The 21,221-nt window shown below is 70.6% G+C and carries 19 protein-coding genes; 7 read left to right on the forward strand and 12 right to left on the reverse strand.

The genetic code is table 11. From position 1 onward, the window contains the following. Positions 1-86 precede the first annotated feature (86 nt). Positions 87-1,082 (forward strand): biotin synthase BioB, encoded by a 996-nt coding sequence (bioB, locus tag FHR38_RS04545; RefSeq protein WP_184533029.1) that lies wholly within the window; start codon positions 87-89, stop codon positions 1,080-1,082. A gap of 10 nt (positions 1,083-1,092) precedes the next feature. Then, a complete protein-coding gene (gene bsaP, locus FHR38_RS33715; RefSeq protein ID WP_446685666.1) occupies positions 1,093-1,269 on the forward strand; it encodes a biotin synthase auxiliary protein BsaP in 177 nt (58 codons plus the stop codon). A gap of 40 nt (positions 1,270-1,309) precedes the next feature. Here bsaP and FHR38_RS33110 read toward each other — a convergent pair whose 3' ends face one another. From FHR38_RS33110 to FHR38_RS04560, 3 genes are all read right to left on the reverse strand, one after another. Further along, entirely contained in the window at positions 1,310-2,941 is a 1,632-nt protein-coding gene (locus tag FHR38_RS33110) for a DUF4132 domain-containing protein (protein ID WP_184533030.1), read from the reverse strand. 105 nt (positions 2,942-3,046) lie between these two features. Continuing rightward, complete coding sequence (locus FHR38_RS04555; RefSeq protein ID WP_184533031.1) at positions 3,047-4,600, reverse strand: carboxylesterase/lipase family protein; 1,554 nt, start codon at positions 4,598-4,600, stop codon at positions 3,047-3,049. Beyond that, positions 4,588-6,222: a DUF1349 domain-containing protein gene (locus FHR38_RS04560; RefSeq protein WP_221448910.1), complete on the reverse strand. Its 1,635-nt coding sequence runs from the start codon at positions 6,220-6,222 to the stop codon at positions 4,588-4,590. The genes FHR38_RS04555 and FHR38_RS04560 overlap by 13 nt, the downstream gene beginning before the upstream one ends. A 112-nt stretch (positions 6,223-6,334) precedes the next feature. On the opposite strand from FHR38_RS04560, the gene FHR38_RS04565 reads away from it, so the two are divergent. From FHR38_RS04565 to FHR38_RS04575, 3 genes are all read left to right on the forward strand, one after another. Then, positions 6,335-7,546 (forward strand): sensor histidine kinase, encoded by a 1,212-nt coding sequence (locus FHR38_RS04565; protein ID WP_184533032.1) that lies wholly within the window; start codon positions 6,335-6,337, stop codon positions 7,544-7,546. Further along, complete coding sequence (locus tag FHR38_RS04570; RefSeq protein ID WP_184533033.1) at positions 7,543-8,202, forward strand: response regulator transcription factor; 660 nt, start codon at positions 7,543-7,545, stop codon at positions 8,200-8,202. Before FHR38_RS04565 ends, FHR38_RS04570 begins: the two co-directional genes overlap by 4 nt. Positions 8,203-8,314: 112 nt before the next feature. After that, positions 8,315-9,649 (forward strand): hypothetical protein, encoded by a 1,335-nt coding sequence (locus FHR38_RS04575; RefSeq protein ID WP_184533035.1) that lies wholly within the window; start codon positions 8,315-8,317, stop codon positions 9,647-9,649. Here FHR38_RS04575 and FHR38_RS04580 read toward each other — a convergent pair whose 3' ends face one another. Genes FHR38_RS04580 through FHR38_RS04590 form a run of 3 tightly spaced genes read right to left on the reverse strand, consistent with a single transcriptional unit; the run spans position 9,650 to position 11,975 of the window. Continuing rightward, positions 9,650-10,885 carry an RNA polymerase sigma factor gene (locus FHR38_RS04580; protein WP_312881833.1) on the reverse strand — a complete coding sequence of 412 codons (1,236 nt, stop codon included), beginning with the start codon at positions 10,883-10,885 and terminating at the stop codon, positions 9,650-9,652. Between the two features lie 39 nt (positions 10,886-10,924). Then, a complete protein-coding gene (locus tag FHR38_RS04585; RefSeq protein ID WP_184533039.1) occupies positions 10,925-11,296 on the reverse strand; it encodes a YciI family protein in 372 nt (123 codons plus the stop codon). Positions 11,297-11,327: 31 nt separating this feature from the next. Next, positions 11,328-11,975, reverse strand: a complete 648-nt coding sequence (locus FHR38_RS04590) for a DUF998 domain-containing protein (protein ID WP_184533041.1) — start codon at positions 11,973-11,975, stop codon at positions 11,328-11,330. Positions 11,976-12,255: 280 nt separating this feature from the next. On the opposite strand from FHR38_RS04590, the gene FHR38_RS04595 reads away from it, so the two are divergent. After that, positions 12,256-13,836 (forward strand): aldehyde dehydrogenase family protein, encoded by a 1,581-nt coding sequence (locus FHR38_RS04595; protein ID WP_184533042.1) that lies wholly within the window; start codon positions 12,256-12,258, stop codon positions 13,834-13,836. Positions 13,837-13,940: 104 nt separating this feature from the next. Beyond that, positions 13,941-14,282, forward strand: a complete 342-nt coding sequence (locus FHR38_RS04600; protein WP_184533045.1) for a hypothetical protein — start codon at positions 13,941-13,943, stop codon at positions 14,280-14,282. A gap of 53 nt (positions 14,283-14,335) precedes the next feature. On the opposite strand, the gene FHR38_RS04605 is transcribed toward FHR38_RS04600, so the two are convergent. The 6 genes from FHR38_RS04605 to FHR38_RS04630 form a co-directional block, all read right to left on the reverse strand. Continuing rightward, positions 14,336-15,475 carry a GNAT family N-acetyltransferase gene (locus FHR38_RS04605; protein WP_184533047.1) on the reverse strand — a complete coding sequence of 380 codons (1,140 nt, stop codon included), beginning with the start codon at positions 15,473-15,475 and terminating at the stop codon, positions 14,336-14,338. Further along, entirely contained in the window at positions 15,472-16,227 is a 756-nt protein-coding gene (locus FHR38_RS04610) for an ACT domain-containing protein (RefSeq protein WP_246446304.1), read from the reverse strand. Before FHR38_RS04610 ends, FHR38_RS04605 begins: the two co-directional genes overlap by 4 nt. A 318-nt stretch (positions 16,228-16,545) precedes the next feature. After that, the gene (locus tag FHR38_RS04615; protein WP_184533049.1) at positions 16,546-17,592 is read right to left on the reverse strand and encodes a LacI family DNA-binding transcriptional regulator; all 1,047 of its coding nucleotides are present in this window, start codon (positions 17,590-17,592) and stop codon (positions 16,546-16,548) included. Positions 17,593-17,677: 85 nt separating this feature from the next. Beyond that, positions 17,678-19,096, reverse strand: a complete 1,419-nt coding sequence (locus tag FHR38_RS04620; RefSeq protein ID WP_184539226.1) for a GH1 family beta-glucosidase — start codon at positions 19,094-19,096, stop codon at positions 17,678-17,680. A 38-nt stretch (positions 19,097-19,134) separates the two neighbouring features. Then, positions 19,135-19,959, reverse strand: a complete 825-nt coding sequence (locus FHR38_RS04625; RefSeq protein WP_184539228.1) for a carbohydrate ABC transporter permease — start codon at positions 19,957-19,959, stop codon at positions 19,135-19,137. Between the two features lie 125 nt (positions 19,960-20,084). Beyond that, complete coding sequence (locus FHR38_RS04630) at positions 20,085-21,080, reverse strand: carbohydrate ABC transporter permease (protein WP_184533050.1); 996 nt, start codon at positions 21,078-21,080, stop codon at positions 20,085-20,087. Positions 21,081-21,221 lie beyond the last annotated feature (141 nt).

The raw sequence follows: 21,221 nt of genomic DNA on the forward strand, positions 1-21,221 counted from the left end.
GTACGAACGCCCCCGACCGGCGAAAATACCACTTCCGACATGGTCGGCCGGGTCGGCATGCCGACCGCACCTAGTAGGGTACGACCATGTCAGAGATCCTCGATCAGGCTCGTACCCAGGTGCTCGAAAACGGTGTCGGGCTCGATGAGGCCGGGGTGCTCGCCGTACTGCGCCTGCCCGACGAGCAGCTGGCCGCCGCCCTGCAACTGGCCCACGACGTGCGGATGCGCTGGTGCGGACCGGAGGTCGAGGTCGAGGGGATCGTCTCGCTCAAGACCGGCGGCTGCCCGGAGGACTGTCACTTCTGTTCGCAGTCGGGCCTGTTCGCCTCCCCGGTGCGCTCGGTCTGGCTGGACATCCCCTCCCTGGTGAAGGCGGCGAAGCAGACCGCTGCCACCGGGGCGACCGAGTTCTGCATCGTCGCCGCCGTCCGCGGCCCGGACGAGCGGCTGATGAAGCAGCTACGCGAGGGGGTCGCCGCGATCCGGGCGGAGGTGGAGATCCAGGTCGCCGCCTCGCTCGGCATGCTCACCCAGGCCCAGGTCGACGAGCTGGTCGAGATGGGGGTGCACCGCTACAACCACAACCTGGAGACCTGCCGCTCGCACTTCCCCAAGGTGGTCACCACGCACTCCTGGGAGGAGCGTTGGGAGACGCTGACGATGGTGCGCGCCTCCGGCATGGAGGTCTGCTGCGGTGGCATCCTCGGCCTGGGTGAGACGCTGGAGCAGCGCGCCGAGTTCGCCGCCCAGCTCGCCGAGCTGGAGCCGCACGAGGTGCCGCTGAACTTCCTCAACCCGCGCCCGGGCACACCCATGGGCGACCTGCCGGTGGTCGAGGCACGCGACGCGCTGCGGGCCATCGCCGCGTTCCGGCTCGCGATGCCCCGGACCATCCTCCGGTACGCGGGCGGCCGGGAGATCACCCTCGGTGACCTCGGCACCCGGGACGGGCTGCTCGGCGGCATCAACGCGGTGATCGTGGGCAATTACCTGACCACTCTGGGTCGCCCGGCCAACGCCGACCTGGAGTTGCTGGACGACCTGAAGATGCCGGTCAAGGCCCTGTCCGCGACGCTCTGAGAGGGACAGCATGTGGTGTGACCGGTGCGGGCAGCCGGCTACGGAAGGCTCGCACGACAGTTGCCGGGCGGCCCGAGAGCTGGAGCCGCCCCGCTTCTGTACCCGTTGCAAACGGCGGATGAAGGTGCAGGTCCTGCCGGTCGGCTGGGCGGCGACCTGTGTGGAGCACGGCGAGTTCCGGGGATGACCCGAACACGGTTGGCCGGTCGGAGCGTCAGGACGATCGTCTAGACCGGACGGACAACCGGCAGGTCCACCTGCGCGACCGGCTGACCGATGTCGTGCCGGTGCAGCCAGCTACGCCAGGCCGCCACCTCGTCCTCGGTGTGGTGCGCCGGGTGCCAGAGGCGGACCGGCGCGTCCGGGGCGGGCGTCGGTGGCGCGTCGTCGAGCCCGCGTAACGCCCCGTCCGCGTAGCCACAGGACTGTCCATCGACCGTCCAGATCAGCCCACGGGCGAGCACACCGACCAATGGATGGTCGAGATAGTGCTCGCACCAGCGGTCGTACCGCCAGGCCCGCCCGGCGGTCATCTCCCGTGCCAGCCGGTCGACCTGGGCGGCGAGTGCCTGGTCGATCCGCCTGGTCTGCGACCGTAACCTCCCCATCTCGTCGGCGTGCCCCCGACGTACCGCCGGGGGTGGGGCCTTGAGCAGGTTGCCGGCGGTGTCGCGCCAGGCGAGGACGACTCGCACGCCGCTCACCGTCAGGGTGGCGGTCACCCCGCCGATCGACAGCACCCGGCGACCGACCTCGACGAAGCCGTACGACGGAATGCCCGTTTCCTCGGCCTCCGCGCGGGGGATGCCCAGCGCGGCGGTCTGCCGGTCGATGGCCGCGTCGATGTCCTTCCGCACGCTCCGGACGGTCACCCGGTGGGTCAGCCGGGCGAGTTGCTCCACCGCCACCAGCCCGGTCATCCGGGACAGCGCGTACACGGCCGCTTTCGCGGTCGGCAGGCTGAGCAGGTTCTCGGTCACCGGTGTCCGGCGCAACGCGATCGGCACCAGCTCCCCCAGGGTACGGGCGCTGTCCGGATCTGCCGGCGTGAACCCGAGCAGCCAGATCAGTCCGCGGAGCACGATCTCGTTGTGTGGGTCGTACCGGTACTCCCCCAGTTCCCACCAGTAGTCCTGCCACAGCGGTATCGAACGGGGTTGGCCGACCAGGCGGAGCCAGCCCTCGATGATCCGAGCCGCCCGGTTCGGGCCGACGACGTCCAGTAGCTCCCGGCCGTGCCGCTCCCAGCGATCCGACGGCTTCGCGGCGGTCGCCGTGCCGGCGTGGGCCAGCAGCCGCTGCCAGTCGACGCCGAGATCGGGCAGGTCGGCGAGTACCCGGTCGGCCCACACCTCGCCGGGGTCGACCGGTGGTAGGTCGGTCAGCTCGCTGAGCAACGCCGGTAGCACCGGAGCCGACCGGTCGAAGGTGAGTTCGGTGTGTGCGGTACGGCGCAGTACGCCGACCAGCATCACCGGCAGCTCCGCTCCGGTGGCGAGCCAGGCGCGGGCCAACTCGGCCAGGTGCTCGAACGGGTAGTAGGAGAACTCCTGGCCGATGTCTTCCAGGATCTCCCGGAGCACACCGGTCGGCGCACTCTCCGGCATGGTCTCGCGGACGGCGCGCCACAGTTGGTCCTCCGGTGACCGGGGCTGGTCGGCCCGCGCCGCAGCGACCCGTCGGTACACCGCCAGCCACCGGTCGGCCGGAGCACTCCCCAGCAGATCCCGCAGGTCCCGGTCCGTGCTGCGGAGTTCGCCGATCTCGACCAGCCCGGCGACGAACTCGTCGACATCGCCGGCGTCGGTCAACGCCTGTACCCGGTCGTAGAGCGCCTGGGGAATCCTCGGATGCGTCACGTAACCCCCACCTCGGTCATCGCCCGGAACCCTATCGACGGCCGGCGACATCCGTGACGCGCCCCCGGTGGGCCGGGCCGCCCGATCGGGCGGCCCGGTTCCGGATCAGATCCCGTCCCAGAAGGTCAACCGGTGCGTGGTGGCCCGGTCGAACCGGCCTACCCGGTCGAGGTCCAGGCCCTGGACGTACGGGTGGTGCCGCCATGTCGGTAGTCGGTGGCCGTTGGGGTTACCCGTGGCGGCGAACCGTGCCCAGTAGCCGATCATCAGGTCGCCGAGTCGACGCTGCTTGGCGGTGAGCGGGGTCGACTCCCACGACGGGTCGAAGAGGAACGGCAGCTCCGAGCCGTGCGAGGCCAAGGGTTTCAACTGGTCGTCGGAGTACGGGAAGAGTTGCGGTGCGGTCCGGTCGAGGAACTCGTAGGAGTAGACCGGGACATACCGGGCCAGCAACCGGTCGGTGTCCCGCGCCGCCCTCGCCCAGTCGAGGTCGCTCATGATGGCGGCAGCGGTCTGGATGGGCACCTCACCGGGCGGATAGGCAGCCAGGACGGCTGGTGCCCGCTCCCCGAAGATCTGGGTGATGCCATCGACGTACTGGGCGGCGGTGAGCCCCGGAAACAACATCGAGGCGAACATGGTGCCCTCGTCCCGGGTGATGCCGGACAGGATCGGCACCCGGTGGAAGCGTCCCTCGGCGAAGACCGTCGCCGGGTCCTCGGGCAGTACGGCGTTGCCGTATCCGGGCAGGGGCAGGGCGGGCTGTGCGAGGAGTTCCGCGACGGGCTTACTCCTCAGGCAGGCGATGTCCGGGCACGAAAGCTGGCCGGCGATCATCTGCCCGTGTCCCTCGTGCACCGCGGTCGGCACCCAGAGTGGCACGGCCATGACCTGCGGCAGGTCGTTCTGGCTCCAGCATGGGGAACTCTGGGTGATCGCGCGGTGGAACAGCCCGGCCGCGCCCGGGGAGACAAGCTGGGCGCAGACCGAGTGTGAGCCCGCCGACTCGCCGGCGAGCGTGACGTTGCCGGGATCACCGCCGAACGCGGCTGCGTTGCGCTGCACCCACCGCAGCGCCGCCTGCTGGTCCTCCACCCCGAACGCGCCGCTCTCCGGCAGCTCCGGATGGCCGAAGAAACCGAAGATCCCCAGCCGGTAGTTGACGGTCACCACGACGACGTCACCACGCGTGGCAAGGCGGGTGGCGTCGTAGTCGCTGCCGGCTCCCTTCGTCAGGCTGCCGCCGTGCAGCCAGACCAGCACCGGCTTGGGGTGGCGGGGTGAGGCACCGCGCGGCGCGGTCACATTCAGGTAGAGGCAATCCTCACTGTCGCTGGCCGGCAGGCCCCAACTGTCGGCCGTCTGGGCGCACCGAGCGCCGGGCCGGGTCGCATCGCGGATGCCGGTCCACGGCTCGACGGGCTGCGGCGAGCGCCAGCGCAGTTCGCCGACGGGGGCGGCGGCATAGGGGATGCCCTGGAAGAGCCGATGGTCACCACGTGACATGCCAGCTATCCAGCCCGTGTCGGTACGTACCTTGCCAGAGCCGGCGGGCTTGGCGGTCGCAGCGGGCTTGGCGGTCGCAGCGGGCTTGGCGGTCGCAGACGCTGGCAGCGCCAGGAGCGCGAAGACGGTCGCGATGGTCGTCAGGAATCGCATACGTCCACGGTGTCATCTGACATCAGCGCCCGGAATGAGGTTTCCTGCCCGCTGCGGGGTGGGCCTACCTCCACCCCCCTGCTGTCGTCGCTGCCGGCACGGCGGGTCCGCGCGATGGCCATCCCGAATGCCACCAGAGCGTAACCACAGAGCACGGCAAGGCCCGCCCACCAGGCCAGCGGGAAGTAGCCGGTTGATGGGACGTAGTGGGCGACGACCTGCGGGTACTCGCGGATCGTCTGCTGCACCGCGAACCCGGCGGCGGGGGTGAGGCGCAGCAGCCACCGGGACACGTCGTCGGGTAGCAGCGGCAGCGCACCGAGGACGTACGGCAGGACGACCATCGAGGTCGCGACCAGGATCGCCGCCCAGCTACGGCGCACCAGCGCACCGAGGGACAGCGCGAGGACAGCGGTGACGGCATACAGCGCGGCGACACCGACGACGAGCCGTAGCTCGGTCAGGGTGGGCACCGCGACGGTGGGGGTACCGGTGGCGCGCATAACCTGCGCGCTGAGCGGGACGGTGATCCCGGCGGCAACCAGTCCGGCGAGGAAGGCGGCCGGGCCGACCACGCCGGCCTTCGCCACCAGGTCCCGCCCGCTCAGCGATGCGACGCCGGTGCGCCCCGGTCGGAGTCCCCTGGTCGCGAACCGTACCGCCAACACGATCACGATCATCAGCCCGATGGCCAGGCCGACGAGGGTGTCCTCCGGGGTACGGCCGCCCACCGCACCGATCGGCCCGATGTCACCCGAGCCGGTGACGGTGAGGGTGCCGTCCGACTCGACGAGCCCGGGTGCCCGGTGATACCGCTCCCAGTCGGTCTGGACGTCCGTCCCGGCGTGCTGCCACTCGCCGGCCGATGCACCGCCGGCCAGACTGACGTTGTCGAAGACCGCGGTCGCCTGGGTGAACCGCACCTCGGAGGTGCTCGCCCCCAACCCCGTACGGCGTAGTGTCAGGTCTCCCGGGGACGTGGCGAAGAGCCCGACCTGCACGGTACGGGGCAGCCCGGGGAGACGGGCCACACCTACCTTCGTCCACTGTGCGCCGTCGTTCGACTCGTGACCGGTGATGGTGTCACCGGTGCGGGTCAGGCGCAGCCAGCGCGGCGCTTCGGCCGAGACCCCGCCCGAGCGGCCGGCGATGTCGTGGACGTAGTCGTACTGCATCCGTACGCCGTGTTTACCGGTAAGCATCAACGCCGCGTACGAGGATCCGGGGGTCGTGCCGTCCTTGATCATGATCCCGGCCTTCGCCCAGGGTACGAGGCCGGAGACTATCTCGTCGTGGTTTGGCGGCGGGTAGGTGATGATGCCGGTCAGGTCGGTCATCCGTACGGTGATGCTGCCGTCCCCGTCCAGTGGCTGGTGCGCGAAGTAGGAATGATCGGTCACCGCCTGGCCGTTCGGTCCCACCGGATCGGTGGGGCAGGCGATCGCCACGTCGCCCTCGCTACAGGATGACCGGCCGCCGACCGCGGCCAGCAGACCGAGCAGTACGGTGACCAGCGCCGCGGCCGTCAGGGCGAGCACCCGACCCCGACTCCGGAAGACGGACCATTCCCGGCGTACGGCCACGCCCAGGGGCACACCGGTGACTTCGTTGGTTTCTGGCATGCCTCCGGTTCTACGGAGCCGCCCATGACACGGCCCGAACGACCGCTGTCATCCCGCTGTTAGGTCCGGCACGGCATCCTGGGGGTCCGGGTGTGGACGGGGGAGAAAACTGATGGACCAACTGCGACGCCTCCCGCGATCGGGCCGGACCATCCGGAACCGGATCACCGTCCTGTACGCCGTCGTGTTCCTGGTCTCCGGTGCCGGTCTGCTGGCCATCACCAATCTGCTGGCCGGGAGTCAGGTGACCCAGGTCGCGCCGGGTGGGCGCCCACCCGTCGAGCGGGCCGACCTCGCCGCCGCCCGGACGCACATTGAGCAGCTCGAAGCCCAACTCGCCGACCTCCGGGCAACACAGTCGCGGCAACTCCTGGTGGGCTCGCTGATCGCACTCGCCGTGATGGCGGGAATCTCCATCCTGTTGGGACGGGTCCTCGCCGGTCGGGTGTTGCGACCACTACGGACGATGACCGCCGCGACCCGGCGGATCTCGGCCGAGAACCTGCACCGACGGCTGGCTGTGTCGGGCCCCGACGACGAGGTCAAGGACCTCGCCGACACCATCGACGGGCTGCTGGAACGCCTGGAGACGTCGTTCGCCGCCCAGCGCCGGTTCGTCGCCAACGCCTCCCATGAACTACGGACACCGTTGACCATCATGCGGGCGTCGCTGGACGTCGCCCTGGCCAAACCGGAGCCGGTACCACCGCAGACACTCGCGCTGACCGGCCGGCTCCGTACCGAACTCGACCGGGTCGACGGACTGCTGGAGGGCTTCCTCGTCCTGGCCCGAGCGCAGCACGGCGTGCTGCCCGACCGTGCCCCGGTCCCGCTCGGCGGCCTGCTGTCCGAAGCCGTGACCGCCCGTGCCGCCGACATCACGGCGAAGGACCTGACCGTCGAGGTCGACATCCGCGATCGCGGGTGGACCCGGGGCAGCCCGACGCTGCTGTCCCGGATGACAGCCAACCTGATCGACAACGCGATCGTCCACAACCGGGACGGCGGCTGGATCCGGGCCACCGCCCGAACCGAAGACACCTCGGCCCAACTCGTCGTGGCAACGGGCGGGCCGGTTCTCGATCCGGAACAGGTCGCCCGGCTGGCCGAGCCGTTCCAGCGGCTGGCCGCCGACCGTACCGGCTCCGAGACCGGAACCGGTCTCGGCCTGTCGATCGTCGCGGCCATCGTCGGCGCGCACGACGGCCGCCTGGAGTTGCATGCCCCCAGCGAGGGCGGACTCCGCGTCACCGTCTCCGTCCCCTCGGTGCCGGCACCGTCGATGGCCGCCGGCTCCCGCGGCGCGGTGGGTGGTACGCGGTGAGGGTCCTGGTGGTCGAGGACGCGTACGCGCTCGCCGAGGTGCTGGTGGAGGGACTACGGGACCAGGGCATGGCCGTCGACGTCGCCCACGACGGCCTGACCGCCGCCGCGAAACTCGACCTCAACGCGTACGACGTGGTCGTCCTCGACCGTGACCTGCCCGGACTCCACGGCGACGTCATCTGCCAGATGATCACTGAACGCGACGGGCGGGCGATGGTCCTCATGCTGACCGCGGCCGGCTCACCCGACGACCGGGTCAGCGGCCTCACCCTGGGTGCCGACGACTACCTGGCCAAACCGTTCCACTTTCCCGAGTTGGTCCTGCGCATCCAGGCCCTGGCCCGGCGGCGACCCGCTGCCGGGCCCCGGACCCTGCGGGCGGCCGGCATCGAACTGGACCCGGTACGCCGTACGGTCACCCGGGACGGTTGTCAGCTCAGCCTCTCGGTCAAGGAGTTCGCGCTCCTGGAAGCCCTGCTGCGGGCCAGCCCGGCCTTCCTCAGTGCCGAGGCGCTCCTCGAACAGGTCTGGGACGAGAACGCCGACCCGTTCACCAACACCGTCACGGTGACCATCGGGCGGCTGCGCCGCAAACTGGGGCCGCCGACGGTCGTCACCACGACACCCGGGGTGGGCTACCGCATCGCCCGTTAGGAAGGGCCCGTCCGGACGCTTCCCGCCTTGCAAGAGGCCCTTCCTAACGCCACATTCCGGGCGACTCCGGCTCGGGCCGGGACAAGTGGACCGGACAAACTACCGTGCCGGCGTGTCCGCCACCGTCCACTCACGTCGCCTCGGCCGCAGCGTCGGCCGTATCACGCTCGTCACCGGCGCAGCCATGGTGGCGCTGGTCGCCACCCTGGCGGCCACGATCCTCACCGTACGACTGCACGCCCGTACGCCGCTGGATCGCTCGGATGCCGAGGTGGTCGCCGACGCCGTACCCCGGTTGACGTTCCTGCGCCACGCCATCGACCGTGGTGCGGATGAGGAGATGCAGCAGCTCTTCCCCGAGGGCCACTTCTTCCTGCACGTTCTCTATGGACTCTCCTGGGTGGATGTCGGCACCCGCGACCCGGACCAGCGGGACCGGGCACTCACCGAGTCCCGGCGCGCGCTGGCCGCCCTCGACTCCACGGCGGGGCGGGCACCGTTCTCCCCCAGCCTCGACCCGCCGTACGGCGTCTTCCACGCCGGGTGGAGCAGCTGGCTGCGCGGCGGGGTGGTCCGCCTGGCCGGCGGGCCGACCGCCGCACCGACCGAGGCGACCCGCCTGACCAGCGACATCGCCGCCCTCGCCGCCGCCTTCGACCGACAACTCACCGCGACCGGCTCGCCGTTCCTGCCCGCCTACCCGGGGCAGGCCTGGCCGGTGGACAGCACGGTCGGGATCGCCGCCGTACGACTCGCCGACCACCTGACCGGCGGTACGACGTACACCGAACTGACCCGCCGCTGGCTCACCGCCGCCGACGCCCGACGCGACCCGGCCACCGGCCTACTTCCGCACCGGGTCGACCCGGCGGACGGTCAGCCCGTGGAGGGGGCGCGGGCCACCTCGCAGACGATGGCCCTGCGGTTCCTGCGCGAGGTGTACCCGGTCGAGGCCACCCGCGACTGGGCCCGGTTTCGGGACCTGTTCGTCTCGAACGTGCCCGGGGCACCCGGGCTCCGCGAGCATCCGCAGGGTGTGGACCTGCCCGGCGACGTGGACTCCGGGCCGCTGATTTTCGGGCTGTCCGCGTCGGCCAGTGCCGTGGCGCTCGGCGACGCGGTGCTCTTCGGTGACCGGCGCAGCGCCAACGCGCTCACCGGGCTGGCCGAGACGACCGGCCTGGCCATCGAGTACGACAACCAGCGCCGCTACCTCGGCGGTGTGCTCCCGGTCGGGGACGCCTTCCTCACCTGGTCGCTGACGGCCACCGGCTGGATCGTGCCGACCGCCGACACAGTCGCCCCGGCCGGCGGCCCGTCCCCGTGGTGGCGGCTGCCCTGGCTACTGGCCGTCGCGCTACTGCTGCCGCCCTGGTGGTTACTGCTCTGGCTGATCCTTGCCGGTACGCGGGCATCGCAGGTCCCGGCCGGGCGTCGGCTCCGCTGACTACCGGTCGTCGAGTGCGGCGGCCCGCGCTTCGAAGAGACTCCGCTCTCGGGCGTTGCGAGACATCGCCGAGGCCCGCTCGAACTCGGTCCGGGCCTCGGCGATGCGGCCCAGTTTCGCCAGCAGGTCACCACGGACCGCCGGGGCCAGCGGATAGCTGGACAGCACGAGGCCGTCGACGATCTCCAGTCCACGGGCGGGTCCGTACGCGTTGCCAACCGCGACCGCACGGTTCAGGTCCACCACGGGGGACGGCGAGACGTAGGCCAGCACCTCGTAGAAGGCCGCGATCCGTTCCCAGTCGGTGTCCTCGGGGCGGGTCGCGCGGGCGTGGCAGGCCGCGATGGCGGCCTGTAGCGCGTACGGCCCGATGGTGCCTTCCGTTCGGGCGAGCGCCGCCAGCCCGCGCCGGATCAGCAGCCGGTCCCAGCGTCGACGGTCCTGATCCGGCAGCAGGACCGGCGCGCCGTCCGGGCCGGTGCGGGCCGGAATGCGAGACGCCTGGATCTCCATCAGCGCCACCAGTCCGTGCACCTCCGGCTCCTGTGACGCGAGCAGGGCCAGGATCCGGCCCAGACGCAACGCCTCCTCGCATAACGCCGGGCGCATCCACTCGTCCCCGGTCGTCGCCGAGTACCCCTCGTTGAAGATGAGGTAGATGACCTCCAGAACGGAGGCCAGCCGTTCGGCAACCTCGGACGGCGGCGGAAGTTCGATCGCCACTTTCTTGTCTGTGAGCGTGCGCTTGGCGCGGGTGATGCGCTGACCGACCGTGGGTTCCGGGACCAGATAGGCCCGGGCGATCTCTTCGGTGGTCAGCCCGCCGAGCAGCCGGAGGGTCAGGGCCACCCGGGATTCGGTGGAGAGCACCGGGTGGCAGGTGGTGAAGATGAGCCGCAGCAGGTCGTCGCCCACGTAGTCGTCGGCCTGCGCCGCGAGGTCGGGGTCCTGCCGGTCCGGGGTCGCCCTCCCGATCTCCTCAAGTTTCTGCTGGTAGCGACCCTGCCGGCGCAGCATGTCGATCGCCCGATGTTTGGCCGTCGCCATGAGCCAGGAACCCGGATGGTCCGGCACCCCGCTCTCGGGCCACTGCTCCAGCGCGATGACGAGCGTGTCCTGGGCGAGTTCCTCGGCCAGACCGACATCACGGACGATACGGGCCAGGCCGGCGACAATCCGGGCTGACTCGATACGCCAGACCGTCTCCACCACGCCGCGAGGATCGGTAGCCGTCACGGCTACCGATCCTCGCATCTGTTGATGGGGCCAGAGATCTCAGGACTGGTTCTCGAAGTCCTCCGGTCCCATGACCTTCAGCACGTCGGCCTCGCCTTCCCACCCCTCCCACAGGTCACGGTGCAGTTTGATGAACCGGGAGGCCCACTCGACCGCCTCCTCCCTGGACCGCACCTCATAGAGCGCGTAGCTGATGGTTTCCTTGGCCTCGGCGAACGGACCGTCGGTGACGCTCAGCTTGCCGCCGTAGAGAGCCACCCGGGCTCCGGCGACGCTGGGGGCCAGCCCCGCGGTGTCCAGCAGCGCACCGGCCACGGAGGCTTCCATGCCGAGTTTCATGATGGCGTCCATCAGCCCCGGCGGTGGCGGGGTCGCGGGCTGGTTCCCCTTCAGCAGAATCATGTAGCGCATGATCGACTCCTCTTCCTATCGATGGTTAGAACTAGCGGACAGTACGGTAGAAGTGCCGGCAGACCGTGGTGAACCAGGCCCAGACCAGCAGGACCGCGGTGACGAAGGCCAGCGTGGTGGGGCCCTGTGAACCGCTGGCGATGCCGGCGAACCCGGCGAAGAAGGCCACCCCGGTGATGCGCGAGAACCAGGCAAGCCCACCCCGGCCCTCGCGGGAGAAACGGGTAGCGAGCACAAAGCAGGCCGCGATAAGGCACAGGAAGCCAATGCCACCGGCCATGAGGTGCATCATGCCGTGCCAGCTGATCGATGTGGAATCGGGCGCACCGACCGGGAAGCCCTGCGCCGGGTCGGCGCGGAAGATGCCCGCTCCGATCAGACTCACGCCGTAGATGCCGATCAGCAGCGGAGCCCAGGTGCGACCGTGACCCGGGGTCAGCGCACGACGCAGACCGTACGCGCCGGCGATGGTCATCAGCCCGGTGAGGACGAAGTTGGCAATCTGGATCCAGCCCAGGTCGCCGTTGCTGAGCAGGCTCCAGGCGTGCCGGCTCGGATCGAAGCCGTCCCGGGTGAGCGCCTGGGCCAGGGCCACCACGGCGTAGAACGGGCCGGCGACGACGCCGTAGCCGAGCAGCGACTTGGTGATCCGTCCGGCCGGGGTGCAGTCCGCGCTCATCTCGTGTCTCCTTCGTTCGGGTCTCTACCTAGGCCTCGAACGGGGCGACTCGGATCCGACACGGACCTTCAAATTTTTTTGGGAATCTTCGTTTTCCCTGGCGGCGGCCGTTCCGTGGCTGCCGCTCAGGCAGCGGCGAGGGTGGGGCGGAAACCACGCCGTTCTGTCCTGGGATACGGGCGTACGGTTGCCGACCCGGGCCCGGCTGGGGGACAGTACCGGCAGATCAGCGGTGCCATCGACGCCGCCGCTTCCACTGGTCACATCCAAGGAGGCAGCGATGGCATTACGCCTTGCCGACGGCACGAGCTGGCCGGAGACCCTCGCCCGTGCGGTCGCCGCGACACCCGAAGCATTCGACCGGGAACCAGCCGATGGAGCGGCACACCCGACCACCCTGCGCAACCTGGTGCAGGGTGCCTGGCAGTCGATCGGCATGCCGGCCCCGGTGCGTACCCCGGTGGACGGCACCATCCTGGTCAACCTGCCCCGAGTCGACGCCGGCTCGGCGCTGGCCGCCGTCCGGTTCGCCGCCGCCGAGCACCGCGACTGGGCGGCCACCCCGCTGGCCGAGCGGAAGGCCCGGGTGACCGGGGCCCTCGACGACCTGGCCGCCCACCGGGACCTGCTGGCCCTGCTGCTGGTCTGGGAGATCGGCAAGCCGTGGCGGCTGGCCTGCGCCGACGTCGACCGGGCACTGGACGGGGTGCGCTGGTACGTCGGGGAGATCGACCGGATGCTCGCCGACGGCCGCGAGCCGCTGCCCGGCCCGGTCAGCAACATCGCCAGCTGGAACTACCCGATGAGCGTGCTGGTCCACGCCGAGCTGGTGCAACTGCTGGCCGGCAACGCGGTGATCGCCAAGACGCCGTCCCAGGGCGGGGCGGTCTGCCTCACCGTGGCGCACGCGCTGATGCGGCGCGCCGGACTCCCCGCCACGCTGCTCTCCGGCGGCGGCGAGGAGCTGTCCGAGGTGCTGGTCCGGGCCCCCGAGGTGGGCGCGGTCGCGTTCGTCGGCGGCCGGTCCAACGGCGGCAAGGTCGCCGCCGCCCTGCTCGACTCGGACAAGCGCCACTTCATCGAGCAGGAAGGGCTCAACGCCTGGGGCATCTGGGACTTTTCCCAGTGGGACTCCCTCGCCGCCCACCTCAAGAAGGGCTTCGAGTACGGCAAGCAGCGGTGCACCGCGTACCCGAGGTTCGTGGTGCAGCGAGACCTGGTCGACCAGTTCCTCGACATGTACCTGCCGGTGGTCCGCTCGGTACGCTTCGGCCACCCGCTCGCCGTCGGCGACGACTGGACCACCGGTGACCCGCTGCCGGAACTCGACTTCGGACCGCTGATCAGCACCGCCAAGGCCGACGAGCTGCGCCGCAAGGTCGAGGAGGCGGTACGCGGTGGCGCGGTCCCACTACACCGGGGCCGGCTCGACGGTGCCCCGTTCCTCGACGGGCAGGACACCTCGGCGTACGTGGCCCCGTCGGTGCTGCTGGCCCCGCCCGGCCGGTCCCGACTGATGCACGCCGAACCGTTCGGCCCGGTCGACACGATCGTGGTGGTGGACACGAAGGACGAGCTGCTGGCCGCGATGAACGCCTCCAACGGCGCACTGGTGGCCAGTCTCGCCTGTGACGACGAGGAGTTGGCGGCGAAGTTGGCCGTCGACCTTCAGGCGTTCAAGGTGGGCATCAACAAGCCCCGCTCCCGGGGCGACCGCCAGGAGCCGTTCGGCGGCCGGGGCGCGTCCTGGAAGGGCGCGTTCGTCGGCGGTGACCTACTGGTCCAGGCGGTCACCGTGGGCGGATCCGATGACCGGCTCTACGGCAACTTCCCCGACTACAACAGCTACCCGTCGACCTGATCTCCGACTGCCGCGCTCCACCGGCCGACCACTGGGATTGGTCGGCCGGTGGGGCCAGGTCTGGGCACTGGTGCGAAACCCCGGAATTGAGCACAATCGACGCCATGGACCGGGACCAACGTGCGTTGCCGCCACATCACGAGACGCTTGAGGCGTACGCCGAGCAGTTGGCCGACGTGGAAGCGCGGGAGCGGGCACGACTGGCTCGCTGGAATCCGCTGACTCGGATCGCCCGGCGACGGATCGACCGGATGACCTCGCAGCTGATCGCGACGGGCATCCTCGACGAACTCGGTGCGGTCTATGTGCGCGCCTACATCGACGCTCTGTACAAGGCGATCAAGGACCAGATGATCCCTCACATGACGATCCATCTGGCGACCGAGGCCAGCAGTGGCGAGGAGAGCGCGAACGTGATCCGGCGGTCGCAGGGCAGTCGCGACTGACCCGACCGGTGGTCCGGCCCCGAACCGGGACCGGACCACCGGAGGCCAGCCCGCTACGCCTCGACGGCGGCAGGTGCCTGGGTACGGCTGCGCAGGTCCCGGGGCACGATGCCGCCGCCATCGGACAGCGCGACGGTCATGGTGAGTAGCGGGCCGTCCCGCTCGATCTGTCGGGGTCCGGCCAGCCGGTGCAGCGTCCGCAGCATGGCGACGTTGTCAGCCTGGGTGTGCGCCACGAGCGCGGCGTACCCGGCCCGGTCGGCGTGCGCGGTCAACCGGCGCAGCAACGCGCCGCCGAGCCCTCGGCGCTGCCAGGCGTCCGTCACCAGCAGCGCCAACTCCGCCATCGCCCCCTCGGCCACCAGGTTGGCCAGCGCCACCACCCGCTCCGACTCTCCCGCTGTCGCGGGCACCACGGCGACCAGGCTCAGCCCGGACGCTGGTTCGAGCAGTCGGCGCAGTTGCGCGTCGGTGGGCCGGGCCCCGCCGGTGAGATAGCGCCGGTACCGGCTGGCCGGCGAGCACCGCTCATGCATGTCGCGTACGGCCGGCAGGTCGTCGACGGTTGCCGGTCGTACGGTCAGCTCCGCCCCGTCGGGCAGGACCAGGGTGACCCGGTCGGCGGCACCGCGTACCACCGTCGCCGCCAACTCCACCAGGGCCTGGGCCCGGGCGAACTCGGCCGGGGTGAAGCTCGGCCCGGTGCGCCGTACCTCGAAGCAGCCACCCGCCGGGTCGGCCAGCCACATCGCCTGACCGTCGACGTGGCTGGACCGCCCGACCCCGGGGGCGGGCGAAGCGGAGCCGCTGCCCTCGCCGCCCGGGACTACCTCCGGTCGCCAGGTCACCACGCGGGCCGCCAGCAGGCTACGCAGTAGTTCCCCCAGGATGTCCGGGTCCCGGACCAGCCGGTTGGCCAGGCCCAACACCCGGGTCGGCTGGTCGACGAGCCCCCGGGCCTCGCTGCGGGCCACCCAGCAGTCCCGGCCGCGACCGCGTTCGACCGCCGCCATCAGGTCCCGCTCGGTCAGCGTGTCCGGCGCGTCGACCAGGAAGTCGTCCACCGCGCCGCTCTCGGTGGTGTGCACCTGCACGGTCAGGATGTTCACCCCGCGCAGGGCGAGGCTGGCGGTGAGCACAGACAGGTATCCGGGGCGGTCGTCCACGGTCGCCCTGATCCGCCACAGCGTCACGACGGCTCCTTCCACGAGTCGGGGTCGAACCTGGCGGAGAGCGCCGTCGCCGCCGCCTCGGGCGTCGCACTGACCAGGTCGAGCCGATCACCGAGGATCACCGCGGCGGCTCGGACCAGCTGCGCCACCCGGTCGACCTCGGTCAGGTGGAAGGCCGCCGCCGGCAACTCCGGGCGGTCGACCCGGGCCACCAGCAGCACCATCCCGGCCCGGCCGAACGGCGCGGCGGCATAGTGGGTGCCGGCCGGGCCGTCCAGCGGCCGGGGCCGCAGCGGGGTCACCTCCGGCAGGTGCGGGGGGACCGGCATCTGCCAACTCGCGTACACCACGGTCGGTCCCTCGCCGCCGGCGGACCCGCTGCGGGCCGCCCAGTCCGTCGGGACCACCACCGCCGCCGCCCAGTCGGCCGCCAACAACCCGGGTACGGCGTCCACCAGGGTCGCCAGTCCCTCGTTCGCGTTACCCGCCACCTGGGCGAGCAGTTCCGCGTCCTGGCCGCCGCTGGACGGGGCCCCGATCGCCCGCCACACGCCGTCGACCCGTACGCCGGGGATGGCCGCGAGCCCGGCGAGCAGACGCTCCATCCGGGCCATGCCGGGCCACACCACGGTGAAGTCGTCGACCGCCCGGCCGCCCAGTCGTTCCAACACCACCACCTGGACGATGTCCGCTCCGGCGACCCCCAGTGTCCGGGCCACCTGGCCGAGCGAGCCCGGGCGGTCCGGCATCGTCACCCGTACCCTCAGCAACATGTCTGCCCCTCCGGTCGACGGACCGGCGCGGTACGCCGGTGAGCCTGGGAACAAGGCTGCCCGTTGACCATTTCGTCCCTGTTGCCGCAGCATGTCCCCACCGCAAAAACTCAGCCCTGACGCTGTGGCACACCTCCCCCTTGGGCGCCACTACGCGACGAGTGGCTATTCCACGTGGAACAGCCACTCATGCCGCGACAGCGGGTGGGTCTTGTGAGGTGGGGCGGGTGGAGAACGGTGGGGCGGGCGGGACAAGCAGGGGACCAGCGGGGCGGGACCAGCAGGGCGGGACAAGCAGGGTGGGACCAGCGGGGCGGGTCAGGCGGACTCGCGGGGGACGAGGTGGGTGTCGAGCAGCACGTAGGGCGGTTGCTCCTCCTCGCCCCGGATCCGGGCCACCAACAGCCGCGCCATCTGCCGGCCCATCTCCTCCACCGGTTGGAAGACGGTGGTCAGCGGCGGCTCGGCCTGCCGGGCGATCGGGGCATCGTCGAAGCCGACAACGGCCACGTCGTCCGGCACCCGTCGCCCCGCCTCCCGTAGTGCCCGCAGCGCGCCAAAGGCCATCAGGTCACTGGCGGCGAAGACCGCGTCGAGGTCCGGGCAGCGGGTCAGCAGGTCCCGCATCGCCGCCGTACCGCTGCCCTCACTGAAGTCGCCGAATGCGATCAACTCGTCGGTGACCGTACGGCCGCTGACCGTCACCGCCTCCTGGTAACCGGTCAGTCGGGCCAGCCCGGCCCCCATGTCCTGCGGCCCGGCGATGGTGGCCACCCGGGTCCGCCCCCGCGCGAAGAGGTATTCCACCGCCTGCCGGGCACCCCCGGTGTTGTCCACGTCGACGAAGTGCACCGGCTGGGCACCCGGCCGCAGCATCCGGGCCGGCCGTCCGCCCAGCACGGTGGGCAGGCCGCGTTCGGCGAGCAGGGTCGGCAGCGGATCGGCGTCGTGCAGTGACAGCAGCAGCACCCCGTCGATGTGCTGGCTGGTCAGGTGGTGCTCGACGCGTTCCCGTTCGGCCGGCGACTGGGCCATGGCCAGCCACAGCTGCATCGGCGTCTCCAGCAGCCCGGAGCTGATGCCGCGCACGATGCCGGCGAAGAACGGCTCGGTGAAGACGCGGTCCCCCGACTCGGAGACCACCAGGGCCACCGAGTCCGTACGCTGGGTCACCAGCGCTCGGGCCGCACGGTTCGGCACATAGCCCAACTCCTCGATGGCCTGCTGCACGGCCGCCCGGGCCTCCGGGCTCACCTGCGGCGATCCGTTGACGACTCGGGACACGGTGCCCCGGCCGACCCCGGCGCGGGCGGCGACCGCATCGAGGGTGGGACGCCCGAGCGAGCGGGTGCGCTGGGTTGTCATCGGTTGCTCCTCCGACGTCCGGCAGCCGGCACCGACCCGAGTCTCGGACCGGCACCGGCTGCCCTGCTTGCTGACCGGCTTCGCCCTATTGTGCGGCCAGACCGTTACGCCGGATCACGTCGGCGTACCATTTGGCGCTCGATTTCGGGGTACGCAGCTGGGTGTCGTAGTCGACGTGCACCATGCCGAACCGCTTCGTGTAGCCCCAGGCCCATTCGAAGTTGTCCAGCAGGGACCAGGCGAAGTAGCCGCGCAGCGGCACCCCGCTGGCGATCGCCTGATGGCAGGCGCGCAGGTGGGCGTCGAAGTAGGCCAGCCGGTCGAGGTCGTCGTATCCGCCGTCGGGCGAGCGCTCGTCGACGAAGGCGGAACCGTTCTCGGTGACGTAGATCGGCAGGTCGGTGTACTCCCGGCGCATCCGCTGCAGGATCTCCAGCAGTCCCGACGCGTCGATCTCCCAGCCCATGTCGGTCACCGGCCGCCCGGCGGCGCCGAATCGCACCCACTCGCTCCCCGGCCAGCAGGACGGCTTGCGGTACGCCTCGGCCGGCGCACCGTCGGCGGGGTCCGCCCCGGCCACCACGTACCGGTTGTAGTAGTTGACGCCGAGCAGGGACAGCGGGGTGGAAATGATCTCCATGTCGCCGTCGGCCACGTGCCCGAAGTCGGTGACCCCGCGCAGGTCGTCCAGCACGTCGGCCGGATACTCGCCACGCAGGATCGGGTCCAGGAAGATCCGGTTGGCGAGGCCGTCGATCCGGCGTACGGCGTCGAGGTCGGCCTCGGTGGTCGCGCCCCGCTGCGGCGACACCGGGTAGAGGTTGAGCGTCACCCCGAGGTCGTGTTCGGGGTGGGTCGCCCGCATCGCCCGTACGGCCAACCCGTGGCCGAGCATCAGGTGGTGGGCGGCTCGGATGGCGTTCCCGCCGTCCTCCCGACCCGGGGCGTGCCCCCCGGAACCGTAGCCGAGGAAGGCCGAGCACCAGGGCTCGTTGAGCGTGGTCCAGTAGCGCACCCGGTCGCCGAGCGCGGCATGGGTCAGCTCGGCGTACTCGGCGAACCGGGCGGCGGTGTCCCGGACCACCCAGCCGCCGGCGTCCTCCAGGGCCTGGGGCAGGTCCCAGTGGTAGAGGGTCACCCACGGCTCGATGCCGTGGTCGAGCAGTTCGTCGACCAGCCGGCGGTAGAAGTCGAGTCCGGCCTGGTTGGCCGGGCCGGTGCCGCCGGGCTGCACCCGGGGCCAGGCCACCGAGAACCGGTACGACTTCAGACCCAGGTCGGCCATCAGTTTCACGTCGTCGCGGTACCGGTGGTAGTGGTCGCAGGCCACGTCCCCGGTGTGGCCTTCCTTCACCCGGCCCGGGGTGTGGCTGAAGGTGTCCCAGATCGACGGGAGCCGACCGTCCGCACCGGCCGCCCCCTCGATCTGGTAGGCCGCCGTGGCCGCCCCGAAGAGGAAGCCGTTCGGGAAGACGAGGTGGTCGGCGGGGGCGGAGCCGGCCAGCCCGGTGGGCGGAACTGGCTGCGGGCGTACTAGCTCGGTCACGATTTGACGGAACCTTCCATGATGCCGCCGATGATCTGACGGCCGAAGACGATGAACACGAGCAGCAGCGGCACGATCGCCAGCGCCGTACCGGTGAAGACCTGGGCGTAGTCGGTGGTGTAGTTACCGGTGGACAGGATCTTGAGCGACACCTGCACGGTCGGGGTGTTGCTGTCCAACACGATGTACGGCCACAGGAACTCGTTCCAGGTCTCCATGAAGGTCAGCAGACCCAGCACGCCAGCGGCGGGACGCAGCACCGGCAACACGATGTTCCAGTAGATCCGCCAGGTGGAGCAGCCGTCCACCCGGGCCGCCTCGATCAGCTCGTCGCTGATCGCCGACTGGGCGTACTGCCGGATCAGGAAGACCCCGAACCCCTTGACCAGGAACGGGACGATCACCGCCTGGAGCGTGCCGATCCAGCCCAGTTCGATCATGACCATGTAGAGCGGGATCAGACCGAGCTGGGTGGGCACCATCATCGTCAGGACGATGACCAACAGCAGCGCGTTGGCCCCCCGGAACCGCAGCTTGGCGAAGGCGAACCCGGCCAGGGTGGAGAAGAACACCACCGAGATGGTCACGACGGTGGAGACGAACAGCGAGTTGACCAGCCCGATGAGGAACGACGCCTGCTCGTTGGCGAGCAGCCGGGACGTGTTGTCCAGGAAGTTGCCGCCCGGGACGAGTGGCGGCGGGATGTCGTAGATCGCGCTGTTGTCGCGGGAGGCGACGATGAACGACCAGATGATCGGGAAGATCGACAGCAGGCAGGCGACGACCAGCGCCAGGTAGGTCAGCGGGCTCGCCTCCCACAGCCGGCCCGAGCCCCGACGGAACCGATCGGCACCGCGACGGAACCAGCCGGCGCGTCCGCCCGGGTGCCCGCCGTCCCGGGACGAGGGTGGCGGCGGGGCCGGAGTTGGCTTGGCGGTCACTGTGGTCACTTCGTCGACCCCCTCAGCGAGCGGCGTACCGCCAGGAAGTTGCCGAGCGCGAAGAGGATGATCACTAGGAACAGCGTCCACGACATCGCCGAGCCGTAGCCGTAGTCGTAGTTGCTGTCGAAGGTGCGCTCGTAGATGTACATGGCGATGGTCTGGAACTCGTTCAACGCCCCGCCCTGGATGCGGCCGTAGCCGAACAGCAGTGGCTCGGTGAAGAGCTGCATGCCGCCGATGGTGGAGATGATGGCGGTGAAGACGATCGTCGGCTGGATCAGCGGTACGGTCAGCCGCCAGAACTGGCGGCTGGGTGAGGCCCCGTCCAGCGACGCGGACTCGTAGATGTCCTTGGGGATCGCCTGCATCGCCCCGAGGTAGATCAGCGAGTTGTAGCCGATCCACCGCCAGTCCACCATGATCGAGATGGCGGTCCAGGCCGCCGGACGGCTGTTACGCCACTCGATCGGGTCCAGCCCGACGACGTCCAACAGCCAGGTGAGCAGGCCGAACCGGTCGGCGAAGATGAAGCCGAAGACGATGCCGACGGCCGCCACCGAGGTGATGTTGGGAAGCAGGATGCCCATCCGGAACGCCGTACGGAAACGCAGCTTCTTGTTCAACCAGTTGGCCAGCAGCAGGGCGAGCAGCAACTGCGGCACGGTCGCCACGATGAAGATGCCGAAGGTGTTGAACAGGGCGTTCCAGAACCGGTCGTCGGAGAGCATCTCCGAGTAGTTGGCCAACCCGACGAAGCCGTTGTCCCCACCGGTCAGCGTCCAGTCCCGGAACGACACGTACGCCGTGTAGATCAGGGGGAAGAGACCGAAGAGGCCGAACAGGACGAAGAACGGCGCGATGTAGAGGTAGGGCGACGCCTTGGTGTCGAACTGGCCGAAGCGACCGGCCCGGCGGGCGGTACGTCGGGAACGTTTCGGTTGCGCCGGCGGCGCGGTGGCGCGGGGTGGAGACTCCGCGGTACGGACGGGGTCGGGCATGGGAACGTTCCTTCCGTGAACGCTCTCGGGGCGGCAGCAACGTCTGGCCGGGATGGCGACGAGCCGGCCTAACCGGCGACGGCCACCCTCAACGGGCGGGCGGGCGGACGGCCGGTGGCGCCCGTACCGGCACGGGTACGG

Origin of the sequence: Micromonospora polyrhachis (assembly GCF_014203835.1) — a bacterium.
Classification (GTDB): domain Bacteria; phylum Actinomycetota; class Actinomycetes; order Mycobacteriales; family Micromonosporaceae; genus Micromonospora_H; species Micromonospora_H polyrhachis.

What these genes read in the sequence shown, in the direction of transcription:
- bioB (WP_184533029.1), top strand. Translation starts at nt 87, where the DNA reads ATGTCAGAGATCCTCGATCAGGCTCGTACCCAGGTGCTCGAAAACGGT.
- bsaP (WP_446685666.1), top strand. Translation starts at nt 1,093, where the DNA reads ATGTGGTGTGACCGGTGCGGGCAGCCGGCTACGGAAGGCTCGCACGAC.
- FHR38_RS04555 (WP_184533031.1), bottom strand. Translation starts at nt 4,600, where the DNA reads ATGCGATTCCTGACGACCATCGCGACCGTCTTCGCGCTCCTGGCGCTG.
- FHR38_RS04560 (WP_221448910.1), bottom strand. Translation starts at nt 6,222, where the DNA reads ATGCCAGAAACCAACGAAGTCACCGGTGTGCCCCTGGGCGTGGCCGTA.
- FHR38_RS04565 (WP_184533032.1), top strand. Translation starts at nt 6,335, where the DNA reads ATGGACCAACTGCGACGCCTCCCGCGATCGGGCCGGACCATCCGGAAC.
- FHR38_RS04585 (WP_184533039.1), bottom strand. Translation starts at nt 11,296, where the DNA reads ATGCGCTACATGATTCTGCTGAAGGGGAACCAGCCCGCGACCCCGCCA.
- FHR38_RS04590 (WP_184533041.1), bottom strand. Translation starts at nt 11,975, where the DNA reads ATGAGCGCGGACTGCACCCCGGCCGGACGGATCACCAAGTCGCTGCTC.
- FHR38_RS04595 (WP_184533042.1), top strand. Translation starts at nt 12,256, where the DNA reads ATGGCATTACGCCTTGCCGACGGCACGAGCTGGCCGGAGACCCTCGCC.
- FHR38_RS04600 (WP_184533045.1), top strand. Translation starts at nt 13,941, where the DNA reads ATGGACCGGGACCAACGTGCGTTGCCGCCACATCACGAGACGCTTGAG.
- FHR38_RS04610 (WP_246446304.1), bottom strand. Translation starts at nt 16,227, where the DNA reads ATGTTGCTGAGGGTACGGGTGACGATGCCGGACCGCCCGGGCTCGCTC.
- FHR38_RS04615 (WP_184533049.1), bottom strand. Translation starts at nt 17,592, where the DNA reads ATGACAACCCAGCGCACCCGCTCGCTCGGGCGTCCCACCCTCGATGCG.
- FHR38_RS04630 (WP_184533050.1), bottom strand. Translation starts at nt 21,080, where the DNA reads ATGCCCGACCCCGTCCGTACCGCGGAGTCTCCACCCCGCGCCACCGCG.